We start from the raw sequence: 15,152 nt of genomic DNA on the forward strand, positions 1-15,152 counted from the left end.
ACCTGCACACCCAATACCAGCCTCGCACGTCAGGTCGGCGTTCGATGGGGCTTCCGGATTGAATAGCACTCACCGCAGCATGAGCGTGATGCCGGTCCGGATCATCGCCACGGCGATGGCGGCGAGGAAGAGGCTGGCGACCTTCGCGATGGCCTTCGATGTGCTCGGGCCGAGGAGCGTCATCAGGCGCGGGCCGAAGTGGAACGCCGTCAGCACGAGCGCCATGTTGACGACCACGGAGAGCAGCGTGGGCGCGTAGCCGTAGCTCTGCTGCGAGACGAGGATGGTGGTGATCGCCGCCGGCCCCATGATGAGCGGGATGCCGAGCGGGACAACCGCGAGGGCATCGGCGTCGGGGGCTATATCGTCCTCCTCGTCGTCGTGCTTGCCGTTGCCGGAGCGCCGCGACTGCATCTGCTCGCTGAAGAGCAGATCGGTGATCGCGAGGATGAGCAGGATCAGGCCGCCGCCCACACGGAGGTCGTTGACGGTGATGCCGAGTACCTGAAAGATGACCTGGCCCGCGAACAGCATCAGTACCGCGATCACGAACGCGACCGTGAGCGCGCGCACGAGCAGCCGCCACCGTGCGCGCGGGTCCATCGTCTCCGTCAGCCCGATGTAGAGCGGGAGGATGCCGGGGATGTTGAAGGCCACGAAGAGCGGCAGGAACGCTTCGAGGAAGACGCTCAGGAAGGAGAAGTCCACGTCGCGAAGGGAGAAGTTCGAAGGGGGAAGTAGGATGTTTGGGGTCGGGCTCCGGGACCCGGTGTGGAGCGGTACACCTGAGGGCTAAGAGCCTACCGACGTCGCATCGTGCAGGTCGAAGGGAGAGAGGTCTATGCACCACCTGCAAAAGACCAGAAACCAATGACAAAGGGCTTGCCCGGAGGGCGTCCCAAACAAGACGGGTGCAGCACGTCGGCCTTACGGGGCCGGCCGGCTGCACCCGTAGACTGGGCGCTGTGTCAGCGTCGGCCCCCATGACGCAGCGCAGCATCGGCTGTTTCGCATCCGTGAGGCCGCGGGAACGATCTCACACGCCCTTCAACGGCTCCACGCGGCTCCTTCGCAATCCACAGGACCGGCGTACAGAACTCGCTGATGCTATGGCACAGCACGTCGATGCTGTGGCACAGCACGTCTGGCGGGCTCCGCGTCACAGCATGTGTTGCGTGCTTCGTGTCGCGTGTCCGGCCGAAGCTGATAGGCAGCACGAGACGTGGCAGCAGCTACACCACCGCCTCCTCCGCCAGCGTCGGTGCCACGACGCGCGTGTCGGACTCCACGAGGCCGTCGCGCAGGCGCACGATGCGGCGGGCGTGCTGCGCGATGTCCTCCTCGTGCGTCACCACCAGCAGCGTGTTGCCCTGCCGGTAGAGCGTCTCGAAGAGCCGCATGATGTCCTCGCTCGTCGCCGTGTCCAGGTTGCCGGTCGGCTCGTCGGCGAGGAGGATGGCCGGGCGGTTGATGAGCGCACGCGCTACGGCCACACGCTGCCGCTGCCCGCCCGAGAGCTCGTTCGGCTTGTGCTCGACGCGGTCGCCGAGGCCGACGTCGGTGAGCACCTCGACGGCCCGCTCGCGGCGGGTGCGCTTCGAGACACCCGCGTAGATCAGCGGCAGCTCGACGTTTTGGATGCAGGTCTGCCGGGCGAGCAGGTTGAACGTCTGGAAGACGAACCCGATCTCGCGGTTGCGCACGTCGGCAAGGTCGTTGTCCGAGAGGCGACTCACGTCGCGCCCGTCGAGCACGTAGCTCCCGGAGGTCGGCACGTCGAGGCAGCCGATGATGTTCATCAGCGTCGACTTGCCGGAGCCGGACGGGCCCATGATGGCGACGTACTCGTTGGGGTGCACCTCCAGCGAGAGGCCGCGCAGCGCGTGCACCTCTTGCGTGCCCATCTGGTAGGTTTTCCAGACGTCTTCGATGCGGATGACGGGGTCCATTGCGGGAGTGTTGCGGTGATGCCGTGAGGCAGTGTTGCGGTGGGGGTCAAGAGCGTACTGCTGCACGGCAACACCGCCGCACCGCTGCATTCATTCGACGGCCTAGCTCCGACGGCTGCGGCGCTCGTTGTCGCCCGTGCCAATCTCGACAGTCTGGCCGGGCTTGAGTTCGGTGCGGAGCGCGCGGAAGGGGCCGGTGATGACCTGCTCGCCTGCCTGGAGGCCCGAGCGGATCTCGATGTAGGTGTCGTCGGCGATGCCGGTCTCGACCTCTACGATCTCGGCCTTGCCGTCGCGCACGACGAAGACCACGCGGCGGAGGTCCTCCTCGACGACCTCGAAGGTGTTGATCGAGTCATTCTCGGCGTCCTCCTCGTCCGCGTCCTCCTCCTCGTCAGCGCGTTCGAGGTTGTTGTAGTCGCGCACCGTCACCGCCTGGATCGGTACGACGATAGCGCTGGGCGTCGTCTCCGTGAACACGTCCACGGTGCCGCTCATGCCAGGGCGGAGCTGCGTGCTCGGCGCGGGCGGGGCCTCCCCGGGCGGGGTCGCAACGAGCGCCCGCCCATCGTCACTGACGATGCGAACCTCGACGGGGAAGTTGGTGATCTGCTCCTGCGTGCCCGCGCCCTCCACGCGCGCCGAGTTGGCGATCTGCGTGACGATGCCCTGGAAGGGCTGCTCCGGGTAGGCGTCGATTTCCACGCGCGCCGTGTCAGCGAGGGCTATGTTCACGATGTCGTTCTCGTTGATGTCGACCTCGAGGAGCATCTGGTCGAGCTCGGCGATGCGCATCAGCTCGGTGCCGTCGAACTGCGCCGTGCCGACGACGCGCTCGCCTTCCTCGACGTTGAGCTGGCTCACGGTGCCGCTCATCGGCGCGTAGATGCTTGTCCGGCGCAGCTCCGTGGCGGCCTGGCTGAGGATCGCGCGGCTGCTCTCGGTGCGGAAGCTCGCCGCGTCGAGGTTGGCCTTGGCGACGTCGGCGGAGGCGCGCGCGGCGACGAGGTCGGCGTCGGAGACGGCCTGCCGTTCGAAGAGGGCCTCCTGGCGATCGAGCTCGGTGCGGGCGCGGATCAGCTCGGCGGCAGCGCGGGCGCTGTCGGCCTGCGCCTGGAGGAGCCCGGCGCGCGCCTGGTCGCGCTGCGTGATGTAGACCTCCGGCTGCACCTGCACAAGGAGCTGGCCCCGCTCGACGCGGTCGCCCTCCTCCACGGTGAGCCGGATGATCTCGCCGGAGACGTCCGAGGCGATCTTGACCTCGATCTCGGGCTGTACCTTGCCGGACGCGGTGACGGTCTGCGTGACCGTGCGCACCTGTGCCTCGGCCGTCTCGACCTCCATACCGCTCGACCCGCCGCCGAGATTGCCTGTCGCCGCTCCGATGGCCACCACGAGGATGAGCACCACGAGCAGAACGCCCAGGCCTATGAGGATCTTCTTGGTGGGGCTCGATGAGGATGCCATGAGGTGGGTGTAGGAAGTACGAGTGGGGCTCGTAAGGGTGGAGAGTGTCGCGGTGCGGGGTTACGCCACGGCTTGCAGGATGTCTATCCGTTCGAAATTTGACCGTTTCAGACTCACATGGCGACGTTTACTTCGTTCGAGGACATTCAAGCGTGGCAGCTAGCCCGTGCGCTGACGCGGCGCGTCTGTGCGTTGACACAAAGCGGGGCGTTCGCGCGCGACTATGACCTTGTTCGGCAGATGCGGAGAGCAAGCGTGTCGGTCATGTCCAACATCGCAGAGGGATTTGAGCGTCGGAGCCGTAAGGAATTTCATCAGTTTCTGAGCATCGCCCGCGGCTCTGCTGGTGAGTTGCGTGCCCAGTGCTATGCGGCGCTCGACGCGGACTACATCGATAGCAAGACGTTTGATGAGTTGAATGGAGAAGCTCGGCGGATCGCGCGCATGCTTAACGGACTGATGCGCCACCTTCGTAGCACCTAAACACCGCTGCACTGCAACACCGCTGCGCTCACTCAAACAGCGGCTGCGCGAAGTCGAGGGCGCCGAGGGCGTAGTCGAGGAGGCGGCGGCGGAAGAAGAAGGTGTAGATGGCCTGGGCGCGGTCGGACTGCGCCTGCACGGCAGCGGCGCGGGCCTGGGCGAGGTCGGCGAAAGTGGATGCGCCGAACTCGTAGCGCTCCTGCTCGACGCTGAGCGCGGCCTCGGCGGACTCGACCTGCACGGCGGACACGTCGAGGGCGCGGGCCGCGTTCTGGTAGTCGAGGTAGGCCTGGCGGACCTCCAGCGCGACACTTTGCTCCAGGCTCTCGAGCGTCAGCCGGGCGTTGCTTGCACGGATCTGGGCCTGCTGCACCTGCGTCCGCGTCTGGAAGCGGTCGAAGATGGGGATGGTGACCGAGAGGCCGATGTTGCCGCCGCGGTTGGTGTCGAAGAACTGGTCGGAGAACGGCGTGTCCTCGAAGGCGAACTGCGTGCCCACGATGAACGGGTCGCCGTCGATCTGGACGATGTCGCCGCCGGAGGTAGTCACCGTGGTGCCCGGGTCCAGCACGATGGTGTTGCCCTCGGCATCCGTGGCGACCTGCTGGGCCGAACTGGCGTAGCTGGAGCCGTAGCCCGCGAAAAGCACCACCGACGGGAGATAGCCCGCACGCGCCTGCTTGATGTCCTGGCCGAGCGCCTCGATTTCGAGCTCCTGGGCGCGGAGGTCGTCGCGGGCGTCGAGGGCACCGCGCAGCAGTTCGTCGAGGTCGAACGTCTCGAACGTGGCTTCGAGGGCTTCAAGCGGCGGCGCGGAGAAGGTGTAGGTGCCGAAGGGGTCGAGCTGAAGCGTCTGCACGAGCTGCGTCGCAGAGACCGTCGCGGCGTTCTGCGCGCGGAGGAGGCCTAGCTCGCGCTCGGCGGCCAGCGCCTCCTGGCGCAGCACGTCCACGGCGGGCCGCGCTCCGGCGTCCACGAGGCTCTGGATGCGCTCGACCTGCACCCGCTCGGCCTCGACGGCCTCCTCCTGGATCGCCACCAGTTGTTCGTCGAGGAGCACCTGGAGGTAGCGCGAGGCGACCTCGAAGACGATGTCCTGGCGCGTGCGCTCCTCGGAGAGCGCGCCGGAACGGGCACGGAGCCGGGCCGCCGCGAGGCCGGCCTGATCGGCGAAGCCGTTGAACACGTTCACGCTCCCCGAGATGTCGGCCGAGAAGACGTTGGTGGTCTCGTTCTCCAACTGGCCCGTCGTCTGGTTGAAGGCGAGGCCGTACTGCTGCGAGGGCCGCATCGACGCGGAAACGTTGGGCAGGAACATCTGCGCGCGCTGCCGCGACACGTCGAGGTCGGCGCTTCGGGTGGTGAGTTCGGCCTGCTGGAGGCGCACGTTCTGGTCGAGCGCGATGCGGACGGCCTCGTCGAAGGAGATCGTCCGGGTCTCTTGGGCGAGGGCAAGGGGGGCGGCGGCTAGCAGGACCGCGATGACGAGGAGGCGGAGGTGCATGGGGTCGGGATAGGGCGACAGAATCGACGCGGTTGACGGAGAGGCTCGGTGGAATGTTACAAGCGGGGGTGGTTCGGTCGCTTTGCCCGCCTGTGCGACACTCACGGCGTTCACTGTCGCTTGTGGTGGGTTGCATGAGATGTTCTGCACAACCCGGCCGTCCCAATAGTCATCCCCGCGCATGCGGGGACCCACCAGTCTGATTCGATGAGGTATTGATCTCAATGAATCGCAGCCGCACGACGCCAGCCTCTCCCGCACCCCGAACCTCCATCCGGCTGACGGGTTGGCACTGCCTGCCCACCGGGCCTCTCTGCTCTACCCCCAGACTCCTGACCGGCATCCCATGGCCGACACCCGTTTCGATCCCATCGAAGACGCCATCGAGGCGATCCAGAACGGCCGCCTCATCGTGGTCGTGGACGACGAGGACCGCGAGAACGAAGGCGACTTCATCGGGGCGGCCGAACTCGTCACGCCGGACCTCGCCAACTTTATGGCGCGCGAGGGGCGCGGGCTGATGTGCGTCGCGATCACCCGCGAGCGGGCTGCCGCGCTCGACCTCCCGATGATGGAGCAGAGCAATACCTCGCTCCACGACACGCCGTTCACCGTCTCCGTCGACTACAACCTCGGCACCTCGACCGGCATCTCCGCCGCCGACCGCGCCAAGACGATCCGCGCGCTCGCCGACCCCGCCTCGAAGCCGACCGATTTCGCGCGGCCCGGTCACATCTTCCCGCTCCGCGCCCAGACGGGCGGCGTGCTGCGGCGGGCGGGCCACACCGAGGCCGCCGTCGACCTCGCTCGCATGGCAGGGCTACACCCAGCGGGCGTCCTCATCGAGATCATGAACGAGGACGGCACCATGGCGCGCGTGCCCGACCTCCGGAAGATCGCCGACCAGCACGGGATGCCGCTCGTCACGATCAAGGACCTCATCGCCTACCGGATGCGCCACGAGAAGCTCGTACAGCGCGTCATCGCGGTCGACATGCCGACGCGCTTCGGCGACTTCACGCTCGTGGCCTACGAGGAGGTGCTCACCGGCGACAACCACCTCGCGCTCGTGAAGCACCCCGAGGGCAGCGCCGCGCTCGCGCCCCCAAGTGAAGGCGGGGGCCGCGTCCCGTTCCGCGAGGACGACCCCGTGCTCGTACGCGTCCACAGCCAGTGCGTCACCGGCGACATCTTCGGCTCGGAGCGCTGCGACTGCGGCGACCAGCTCGCCCGCGCGCTCAGCCAGGTCGAGCGCGTCGGGCAGGGCGTCGTGCTCTACATGAAGCAGGAGGGCCGCGGCATCGGCCTCATCAACAAGCTCAAGGCCTACAAGCTGCAGGAGCAGGGCATGGACACCGTCGAGGCCAACCTCGCGCTCGGCTTCAAGATGGACCACCGCGACTACGGCATCGGCTGCCAGATCCTCCGTGACCTGGGTATTCGCCAGATCCGGCTGATGACCAACAACCCGAAGAAGCGCATCGGCCTCTCGGGCTATGGCCTGGAGATCACCGAGCGCGTCGCCATCGAGATCGAGCCGAACGAGAACAACGCGCGCTACCTGGAGACGAAGCGCGACCGCATGGGCCACATGATCCTGCAGGGCACGGACGCCCACACGCAGGCCGCCCTCGGCGGCGTGCTGGGGACAGACTGAGAGTCATTCCTCAAGTTTTTGGTCAGCTCTGGCTTGGAGCGTATCAAGCCACGTTAGGACGTCTTGTTCGAATTCGCTCGCGAATCGCGTGACCTCCGTCAAGGATGGAGTACCAGGGTATTTCCACGAGTAGACACCTGGACGCACGAACAGCGATATCCCTGGGGCCAGAGTCGCAAAACGGTCTTCCATGCGCACCGAAAATCCTACCGGAACAGCTTGCTCTAGGCCTCCAGCAAGGTAACCCTTGCAAAACCAGAGAATCCGCATCTGCCTCCACGAACCATTGGACGCCTCACTTAGAGCATCTTCAGCAGTCGTTTCGTCGAAGTGCCTACCAAATTCCGACTCATCCGAGTAGATCGATATACTGACCTTCGTCTCCTCGAACAGTCTGGCTACTTGCCTCATCCTTGGCTGAGTCGCCTTCCATAAAGGAACAACAACGCATTCGTGAGCCTCCCTCGAACGGTTCACACTCCACACAGAAGCTTCAGCGGTTCGCCGCATGCCTTTCGCTTCCTGTTCCAACAACGCAATGCGACGGTCGAACTCGTCGGGGTCAGGTTCGCCGCGAAGGGCCCGGAGGAAGAGCGTCATCGTCGCGGCGAGTTCGTCGGCGACGAAAGCGGTGAACGGCTCTAGCTCGCCGCCGTCGGCCTGCGCGAGGACGCCGTAGTAGGCGTCGCGCGCTTCCTGGCGGACGACGGCCGGGACGTAGCCCGCGCGCATCAGCACGAGGTTCATCAGCAGCCGCGCCATGCGGCCGTTGCCGTCGGGGAACGGGTGGATCGCCACAAAGCGGTGGTGGAACGCAGCGGCATACACGACCGGATGCAGCGTGCCGTCCTCCACATGCGCTTGCTCGTCCCGCAGCCAGTCGATGAGGTCCGTCATCCGCGCGGGCGTCTCCTCCGGCGTGGCGTAGTAGTGGATCTCGCCCGTCGCCGTGCGCACGTTGTTGGGGTGGTCCTTGAACGCGCCGCCGTCCTTCGTCCGCTTCGACCGCCGCCCGTCGGGCTCTTCGACCTCGATCTCGTACGTGTCGCCGAGGAGTAGCCGGTGCAGTTCGCGGACGTTCGTGAGCGCGAGTGGCTCTTTGCTCTGCACGAAGCGTTCGAGATAGTCGAGCGCCTCGCGGTGGCCCTTGATGTCGAGGTGGTCCTTGAGCGGCTTGCCCTGCGCGGTGACGCCGTGGAGCAGCAGCGCCCGCGTCTCGCCGTAGGTCAGTTGGTTGCCCTCGATGGCGTTCGAGTGATAGGTCCACTCCAGCCGCAGCCGCTGCATCGCGCGCCCGAGTTGGTCGGCAGGCAGCGGACGCAGCGCATCGATCTCAGCGCGCTGGGCGTCGATGCGGGCGAGGATCGGGGCGAGGTCCATGGACGGCAGCTACAAAGCGACAGGCTTTGCAAGCTACCCACACCCGCGAGGTTTGCTCCGGGCCAGCCTACAGCCGCAGGCTCGCCACGCCGAACGAGGTCCCGACCGACAGCGCCGCGTCGACGACGGGGTTGCCGGGCTCGACGTTCTTCACCTTGTTGGCGACCTCGTTGAGCCCGATGCTCGACATCGCGCCGCCGTCGAGCGTGGCCATGCGGCCGAACTGCCCGGCGATGGCGAGGCGCGCGGCGTGCTCGCCGAAGCGGGTCGCGAGCACGCGGTCGAACGGCGTGGGCGTGCCGCCGCGCTGGACGTGGCCGAGGATCGTTGTGCGGATCTCGCTCTCGATGTGGTGCTCCAGCACCTGCGCGAGCGCTCGGCACGCGCCGCCGAGCCGGATCGGGTCGGGCGAGTCCTCGACGATGTCGGAGACGGTATAGCTGCCGCCCTTCGGCTTCGCGCCCTCGGCCATGCAGATGATGGTGAAACGCTGCCCGCCGCGCTCGCGCTCGCGGCACACCCGCGCGACCTCGGCGATGTCGTACTCGAACTCGGGGATCAGAATGACGTCGGCGCCGGCCGCGACACCCGCATGGAGCGCGATCCAGCCTGCGTAGCGCCCCATCGTCTCCAGAATCATCACCCGGTGGTGGCTCTGCGCGGTCGTGTGGAGCCGGTCCATCGCCTCCGTAGCGATCATCACGGCCGTGTCAAAGCCAAACGTCTGGTCCGTGCCGACGAGGTCGTTATCGATCGTCTTCGGCACGCCAACAATGGGGAGACCCTTCTCGTGAAGGCGGTGGCAGATCGACATCGTGCCGTCCCCGCCGATCGCGACGAGGCCGTCGAGCTTGAGGTCACGGGCGTAGGCGACGACCTCGTCGGACACGTCGCGGTCGTCCTCTTTGTAAAAACGGAAGGGGTTGGCCTTGTTGGATGTCCCGAGTACCGTACCGCCGAGGGTGAGGATGCCGCTCGCATCGCGGTACTGGAGCGGGCGGGCGCGCTGCTCGATGAGGCCGAGGAAGCCGTCCTCGAAGCCGATCACGGTCGCGTCGGCGCGGAACAGGAGGGTCTTCGTGACGGCGCGGATGACGGCGTTGAGGCCGGGGCAGTCGCCGCCGCCGGTGAGGAGGCCAAGGCGCATGGGGTGCGGTGGACGTGGACGAGGAGAAACGTGCGAATGTCGAAAACTACGCGCCCCGATGCCGGACCGTCGCGCTGCAGGCGAGTAGCTTCTGGCTTCTCCTTCACGGCTTTCTCTGGCTCTCATGCGCGCGCTTCGCTTCCTCGTCGTCCTCGCTCTGGCCCTCGGGCTCAGCGGCTGCTTCCAGTTTCACACCGTGCTGCGGGTCTTCCCCGACGGCAGCGCGCGGCTCCTCTCGTCCATCACGATGAGCACGGAGGCCTACGAGCGCATGCAGGCCCTCGCCGAACTGGACCCGGATCAGAAGGGCGCGTTTTCGCTCATCGACGAGGAGGCGTTGCGCTCAGCGGCGAAGGGCTACGGCCCCGGCGTCACGTTCGAGGGCGTGAAGTCGATCGACGGGGACGGCGAGCAAGGCTACGTGGCCACGTACCGTGTGGAAGATGTGACGACCCTCGCCCTGCCGCTGGCCCCCGAACCGCCCTCGTCGCTCGGCGCGACCGGCCCCGACTCGTCGCCGTCGGACATCGTCACGTTCGACTTCCAGCCAGCCACGGGAGACGCTCCGGCCCAGCTCGCTATTCAGATGCCCAACCTGCTGGGCGACGACGGGGCGATGAGCACGGGCCTTGGTGGCCTCGGCACGCCGGGCACCACCAAGGACGAGAGCGGCATCGAGATGCTACGGGCTATGCTCCAGGGGATGCAGGCGACGCTGCGCGTTGAGCCGCAGGGCACCGTGACGGCGACCGACGCCACGTTCGAGGATGCAGGCGCGATCACGCTGATGCGCTTCGACTTCGACGAGTTGCTGGCCGACCCGGACGCCTTCAACCGCCTCGACGCGCAAGGGCCGCCCACCTCGACCGACGAGTTGGCCGACCGGGTCGCCGCGACGCCCGGCATCGACATGGAGGCACAGACGACCGTGACGGTGTCGTTCCGCGGCGAGTGACGCTTAGAGCACGTCCTTGAGCCGCAGCGTGGCATCCTCGGCGATCATGGCGAGGAACAGCTCCGCCGTGGCGAGCGCGTCCGAGAGCGCGTTGTGCGCGTGGTAGGCGGGGAGGCCGTGCGCCTCGCGAAGCGTGGCGAGGCGAAACGCGTCGGGCGCGGCCGTGCCGTGGTGCTGGTGGGCACGGGCGTGATGCCTGCGCCGGGCGATCGCAAGCGTATCGACGGTCGGTACGAGGAGCGGGACGCCGTAGACGACGCGGCAGGCATGGTCGAGGCAGCCGTGGTCGAAGACGGCGTGGTGCGCAAGAAGAACGCGGCCAGCCAATCGCTCCAGCACATGCGCGAGGGCGTCTTCGAGCGAGATACCCTCCTCCACGTCGCAGTCGAGCAGGCCGTGCACGGTCGCGCTCTGCGCCACGGAGCGGTCGGCCCGCACGAGCACGTGCGCGCTCTGCCCGACCTTCACGGCACCACCCACGACGGGCACGCTGCCCACGCTCAGGATCGCATCGCGCTTCGGGTCGAGGCCCGTCGTTTCCAAGTCGAGCGACAGCAGCTCCACCTCGCCGAGGGGCGTACGCGGGTCTGGCGGCGGGGCGTCGAGGAACGCCCGCATCGGACCGCCGGAGACGCGGCGGCGGTAGCGCTGGCGTTGGAAGGCGTCGAACATAGCCGGACAGCGAAGGACGATTCGGAACCGCTTCCGAAGAAGGTACGCTCCTGCCCCCTGCCGTCCCATCACACCGCGAGGCCTAGGTCATGCCCGACCCCGGCCTCGCGCTACATCGCCGGAGATGCTGTCCGATCAATCGACGATCACGAAGCTGTTGCCCCAGGATCCCCAGTTGCTCGTGGTCACGCCGTTGCGCTCCGAACCGGTGTAGCCATCTGCCCCCGGCCGCAGTTCGATCACGACGCTACCGCCCGTGGCTTGCGTGATCGCGCCAGCGTGGACCGCAGCCGTGCAGATCGAGGAGTCGTCGGTGTAGAGGTCCGTCCCCCAGACCGTGCGCAGGCTGCCGCCCGCCGCGCAGTCGAAGCGGAGGCGAGCACCGACGCCGCGGTCCCGGTACGGCACGGCATTCTGGAGCCACTCGATCTCGCCTTCCTCCGTAGCGGGCCCGCCGCTGCTGGGTGGATCGGTGGTGCCGCCGCTCGCGTCGGTAGCGTCCGGGTCGACGCTGATCGTAGTCGTGATGGGTTGGCTTACGAGGCCGTTGCCGGTGTAGACGCAGTAGACGACCGTGAACGTCCCGGCAGCGAGGTTGTCCGGGAGGTCGAGCTGAAGCGCTCCGTCGGCACCTGGGATCTGGAAGTACCCACTCGCGCCCTGCACGAGGAAGTAGACGCCTGCGAAGTCGCCGACGGCGCCGAAACGGAGCGTGACGGCCCCGCCTGGCCCGGCTGTGACCGCGTCGGCACCGTTGCCGACCACGGGCGTCTCGGCATCGGTCGTCGGGCTCGGTGCGGCCCCGTCGAGGCGCGTGGCACCGGCGATCTGAAGCGCCTGGCTCAGCGCGTCCGCGTTGCCCGGCGCAATGGGCTGAGACCCCGGATCGGGCGTGTCGGTGTCCGGGCCGTTGCTGTCGCACCCGACGGCGAGGACGAGGAGCGAGGCAGAGAGGAGGAGATAGCGAAGCGTGTGCATCAAACTGAGGAGGGTCGTGGAGGGAAGACCCAGGCGACCTAGGGCAGACCGGGTGAGCCGACAGGTTCGGGGTTTGCGTCGGCGGCTTCAATCCCCGGAGCCGGGGGTTTAGCTCCAGCGCGCTTCTGCCGAGCCCGCCCTGTGGTGTGTCGGTCCTGTGGTGTGTCGGTCCTGTGGTGTGTCGGTCCTGTGGTGTGTCGGTCCTGTGGATAGCCGCGTGGATAGTTGGTGGGCCGATTCCACCGAGCCTCCCTGGTCCTTCCCCCCTCCATCGCGTAACATGAAGGCCACACTGCGCGCTGCCGTCGCCTCGGATGGCGGCGCGTCATGCTGCAGACACCCCGCTCCCCCCGTGGCCACCGTCCTCGACCTCGTCCGCGACGCCCGCGCCGCGCTCGGCCTCCAGCGCGACCTCGCTGGGCCGTTGCTCTTCGCCCTCCCGGACGCCCCGAACCTCGGCCCGACGCCGTCGGACACCGCGCCCGTACCGTCTGCCGCCTCCCGCACCGACCTCGCTGACGACGCCACCGCTGACGACGCCATGCCCGACCTCTTCGGCGCACTTCCCGACCCGAGCCAGGACGAGACGCTCTCGCCCTACGAGCGCATCGCCGCGCTCATCCCTGAGGACTCGCCGCTGCGCGACATGACCTCGCTCGCGGAAGTCAACACCTACCTCGCCAACACCGTCCTCGTCCCCATCGACGAGAGCCGCATCAACCCGGTCCTCGGCACCGGCGACCCTGACGCCGACCTGATGATCGTCGGCGAGGCGCCGGGCGCAAACGAGGACAAGGAGGGCGAGCCGTTCGTGGGCCGCGCCGGGCAGCTCCTCAACAAGATCCTGGAGGCCATCAACTTCCAGCGCGAGGAGGTCTACATCACCAACATCCTCAAGAGCCGTCCGCCCAACAACCGCGACCCGCTGCCCGCCGAGGTCGAAGCGCACATCCCGATCCTCTACAAGCAGATCGAACTCGTGCGCCCGAAGCTCATTCTGGCCGTTGGCAAGAGCGCGGGCAACGGACTCCTCGGCCGCACGTCGAGCCTGGCCTCGCTGCGGGGCAAGTTCCAGGACTACTACGGGCTGCAGCTGCTCGTGACGTACCATCCAGCCGCGCTCCTGCGCAACCCACAGTGGAAGCGCCCGACGTGGGAGGACGTGAAGCTCCTCCGCACGCGCTACGACCAACTCGTCGGCGCGTGAGTTGCGCCGCCTGACCTCCATGACCTCCACGGCCTGCTTTCCGCCGCCAGCACGCCCTACCCGCGCCGCTCCCTCCTCAACGCCTTCCAATGGCTGACCAGCCGCTCTCCGACGACGCCCAGCGTCCCCTCTACATCGACGAGGGGGCCGCGCCCTCCTATCCGCTCGAGAAGCTCACGAGCAGCCGTCGGCACAGCCGTCCCACCAACGTGGTCGCGCTGCACGAGCAGGCGGGCCGCGTCCCACCGCAGGCGACCGACGTCGAGCAGTCGGTGCTCGGGGCCATGCTCATCGAGCGCGAGGCGATCCCGAAGGCCATCGAGATCCTCGCGCCGGACGCGTTCTACGACCAGCGCCACCGCCGCATCTACGAGGCCGTGCTCGCCCTCTTCGAACGCGGCAACCCCGTCGACCTCATCACGCTCACCGAAGAGCTGAAGCGCGCCGGCCAGTTCGAGGGCATCGGCGGCTACTACCTCTCGGAGCTGACCACGAAGGTCGCGAGCGCGGCCAACGTGGAGTACCACGCGCGCATCATCGCGGAGAAGGCGCTGCTCCGCAAGATGATCGAGACGATGACCGGCGTTGTCGGGCAGGCCTACGACCCCGGCACCGACGCCTTCGACCTCCTCGACCGCGCCGAGCGCGACATCTTCCAGATCTCGGAGAGTCAGCTCCGCAAGGGCGCCGCCTCGCTCTCGAACGTGATCAAGGGCACGCTCGAACACCTCCAGGCCATCCACGGCCGCGAGGGCGGCATCACGGGCGTCCCCTCGGGCTTCCAAAAGCTCGACGACATGACGGGCGGCTGGCAGCCCTCCGACCTCGTAATTATTGCAGCTAGGCCCTCCATGGGCAAGACCGCGTTGACCTTGGCGATGGCCCGGAACGCGGCGCTGCACCCGGAGCACCCGGCGGGCGTGGCCATCTTCTCGCTGGAGATGAGCGCGGGGCAGCTCGCGCAGCGCCTCCTCACCTCCGAGGCCCGCATCGACGCGCAGGCGGCGCGCACGGGTCGCCTCTCCGACGACGACTGGCCGCGCCTCGCCCGCGCCGCCGGGGTTCTCGCCAACGCGCCCATCTTCATCGACGACACGCCCGGGCTCGGCATCCTCGAACTGCGCGCCAAGTGCCGACGCCTCAAGGCCGAGCACGACATCGGCATGGTGGTGGTCGACTACCTCCAGCTGATGCACGGCAGCGCGCAGGGGCGCGGAGGCAGCCGCGAGCAGGAGATCGCGCAGATCAGCCGCTCGCTTAAGGCCCTCGCCAAGGAGATCGACGTGCCGGTGATCGCGCTCTCGCAGCTCTCGCGCGCCGTCGAGACGCGCGGGGGCGACAAGCGGCCCATCGTCTCGGACCTCCGCGAGTCGGGCTCCATCGAGCAGGACGCCGACGTAGTCGGCTTCATCTACCGCGCCGAGCGCTACGGCATCACGACCGACGAGCACGGCAACTCGACGGAAGGCCTCGCCGAGATCATCCTCGGCAAGCAGCGCAACGGCCCGATCGGCACGGTGAAGGTGGCGTTCGTGAACCGCTACGCCCGCTTCGAGAACCTGCAGTACGCCCAGCCGAGCCCCTACGGTGGCGGCACCGACTACGCCGCGTTCGACAGCGGCGGCGGCTACGGGGACGCGGGCAGCTTCGGCGGCGACGCCGACTCTGGCTATGGGGGCGGCTTCGACCAGGGCGGCGGCTTCGCGGGCAGCCCGCCCCCGCTGCCTTCGGGCGGCGACGCGCCGTTTTAGTC

At 67.7% G+C, this 15,152-nt stretch carries 13 protein-coding genes; 5 read left to right on the plus strand and 8 right to left on the minus strand.

What is annotated here, in order from left to right:
• Positions 1–69 precede the first annotated feature (69 nt).
• The 3 genes from AAFU51_03520 to AAFU51_03530 all read right to left on the minus strand — a co-directional run bounded on the left by AAFU51_03520 (position 70) and on the right by AAFU51_03530 (position 3,416).
• Entirely contained in the window at positions 70–708 is a 639-nt protein-coding gene (locus AAFU51_03520; protein ID MEO1570316.1) for a MarC family protein, read from the minus strand.
• 524 nt (positions 709–1,232) lie between these two features.
• A complete protein-coding gene (locus tag AAFU51_03525; protein MEO1570317.1) occupies positions 1,233–1,949 on the minus strand; it encodes an ABC transporter ATP-binding protein in 717 nt (238 codons plus the stop codon).
• Between the two features lie 102 nt (positions 1,950–2,051).
• Entirely contained in the window at positions 2,052–3,416 is a 1,365-nt protein-coding gene (locus AAFU51_03530) for an efflux RND transporter periplasmic adaptor subunit (protein ID MEO1570318.1), read from the minus strand.
• Between the two features lie 117 nt (positions 3,417–3,533).
• On the opposite strand from AAFU51_03530, the gene AAFU51_03535 reads away from it, so the two are divergent.
• A complete protein-coding gene (locus tag AAFU51_03535) occupies positions 3,534–3,899 on the plus strand; it encodes a four helix bundle protein (protein ID MEO1570319.1) in 366 nt (121 codons plus the stop codon).
• 28 nt (positions 3,900–3,927) lie between these two features.
• Here AAFU51_03535 and AAFU51_03540 read toward each other — a convergent pair whose 3' ends face one another.
• Positions 3,928–5,403: a TolC family protein gene (locus AAFU51_03540; protein MEO1570320.1), complete on the minus strand. Its 1,476-nt coding sequence runs from the start codon at positions 5,401–5,403 to the stop codon at positions 3,928–3,930.
• A gap of 346 nt (positions 5,404–5,749) precedes the next feature.
• On the opposite strand from AAFU51_03540, the gene AAFU51_03545 reads away from it, so the two are divergent.
• Positions 5,750–7,060, plus strand: a complete 1,311-nt coding sequence (locus AAFU51_03545) for a bifunctional 3,4-dihydroxy-2-butanone-4-phosphate synthase/GTP cyclohydrolase II (GenBank protein ID MEO1570321.1) — start codon at positions 5,750–5,752, stop codon at positions 7,058–7,060.
• 3 nt (positions 7,061–7,063) lie between these two features.
• Here the strand turns inward: AAFU51_03545 and AAFU51_03550 are convergent, their stop codons facing one another.
• Positions 7,064–8,440, minus strand: coding sequence for a Fic family protein (locus AAFU51_03550; GenBank protein MEO1570322.1), 1,377 nt, complete (start codon positions 8,438–8,440; stop codon positions 7,064–7,066).
• Positions 8,441–8,507: 67 nt separating this feature from the next.
• Entirely contained in the window at positions 8,508–9,587 is a 1,080-nt protein-coding gene (locus AAFU51_03555; protein ID MEO1570323.1) for an ATP-dependent 6-phosphofructokinase, read from the minus strand.
• A 124-nt stretch (positions 9,588–9,711) separates the two neighbouring features.
• Here AAFU51_03555 and AAFU51_03560 point away from each other — a divergent pair, with 124 nt between their 5' ends.
• Positions 9,712–10,542 (plus strand): hypothetical protein, encoded by an 831-nt coding sequence (locus AAFU51_03560; protein MEO1570324.1) that lies wholly within the window; start codon positions 9,712–9,714, stop codon positions 10,540–10,542.
• Between the two features lie 3 nt (positions 10,543–10,545).
• Here AAFU51_03560 and AAFU51_03565 read toward each other — a convergent pair whose 3' ends face one another.
• Positions 10,546–11,214: an exonuclease domain-containing protein gene (locus AAFU51_03565; protein ID MEO1570325.1), complete on the minus strand. Its 669-nt coding sequence runs from the start codon at positions 11,212–11,214 to the stop codon at positions 10,546–10,548.
• A 135-nt stretch (positions 11,215–11,349) separates the two neighbouring features.
• Positions 11,350–12,192, minus strand: coding sequence for an LCCL domain-containing protein (locus AAFU51_03570; protein MEO1570326.1), 843 nt, complete (start codon positions 12,190–12,192; stop codon positions 11,350–11,352).
• 352 nt (positions 12,193–12,544) lie between these two features.
• On the opposite strand from AAFU51_03570, the gene AAFU51_03575 reads away from it, so the two are divergent.
• Together AAFU51_03575 and dnaB are read left to right on the plus strand one after the other, a co-directional pair.
• Positions 12,545–13,399, plus strand: coding sequence for a uracil-DNA glycosylase (locus AAFU51_03575; protein MEO1570327.1), 855 nt, complete (start codon positions 12,545–12,547; stop codon positions 13,397–13,399).
• A gap of 89 nt (positions 13,400–13,488) precedes the next feature.
• A complete protein-coding gene (gene dnaB / locus AAFU51_03580) occupies positions 13,489–15,150 on the plus strand; it encodes a replicative DNA helicase (protein ID MEO1570328.1) in 1,662 nt (553 codons plus the stop codon).
• The last annotated feature ends 2 nt before the right edge of the window (positions 15,151–15,152 follow it).

This window comes from Bacteroidota bacterium (assembly GCA_039821555.1).
In the GTDB taxonomy this organism is placed as follows: Bacteria; Bacteroidota; Rhodothermia; order Rhodothermales; family Rubricoccaceae; genus JBCBEX01.

What these genes read in the sequence shown, in the direction of transcription:
- AAFU51_03540 (MEO1570320.1), bottom strand. Translation starts at nt 5,403, where the DNA reads ATGCACCTCCGCCTCCTCGTCATCGCGGTCCTGCTAGCCGCCGCCCCC.
- AAFU51_03560 (MEO1570324.1), top strand. Translation starts at nt 9,712, where the DNA reads ATGCGCGCGCTTCGCTTCCTCGTCGTCCTCGCTCTGGCCCTCGGGCTC.
- AAFU51_03550 (MEO1570322.1), bottom strand. Translation starts at nt 8,440, where the DNA reads ATGGACCTCGCCCCGATCCTCGCCCGCATCGACGCCCAGCGCGCTGAG.
- AAFU51_03530 (MEO1570318.1), bottom strand. Translation starts at nt 3,416, where the DNA reads ATGGCATCCTCATCGAGCCCCACCAAGAAGATCCTCATAGGCCTGGGC.
- dnaB (MEO1570328.1), top strand. Translation starts at nt 13,489, where the DNA reads ATGGCTGACCAGCCGCTCTCCGACGACGCCCAGCGTCCCCTCTACATC.
- AAFU51_03545 (MEO1570321.1), top strand. Translation starts at nt 5,750, where the DNA reads ATGGCCGACACCCGTTTCGATCCCATCGAAGACGCCATCGAGGCGATC.
- AAFU51_03565 (MEO1570325.1), bottom strand. Translation starts at nt 11,214, where the DNA reads ATGTTCGACGCCTTCCAACGCCAGCGCTACCGCCGCCGCGTCTCCGGC.
- AAFU51_03570 (MEO1570326.1), bottom strand. Translation starts at nt 12,192, where the DNA reads ATGCACACGCTTCGCTATCTCCTCCTCTCTGCCTCGCTCCTCGTCCTC.
- AAFU51_03555 (MEO1570323.1), bottom strand. Translation starts at nt 9,587, where the DNA reads ATGCGCCTTGGCCTCCTCACCGGCGGCGGCGACTGCCCCGGCCTCAAC.
- AAFU51_03535 (MEO1570319.1), top strand. Translation starts at nt 3,534, where the DNA reads ATGGCGACGTTTACTTCGTTCGAGGACATTCAAGCGTGGCAGCTAGCC.
- AAFU51_03525 (MEO1570317.1), bottom strand. Translation starts at nt 1,949, where the DNA reads ATGGACCCCGTCATCCGCATCGAAGACGTCTGGAAAACCTACCAGATG.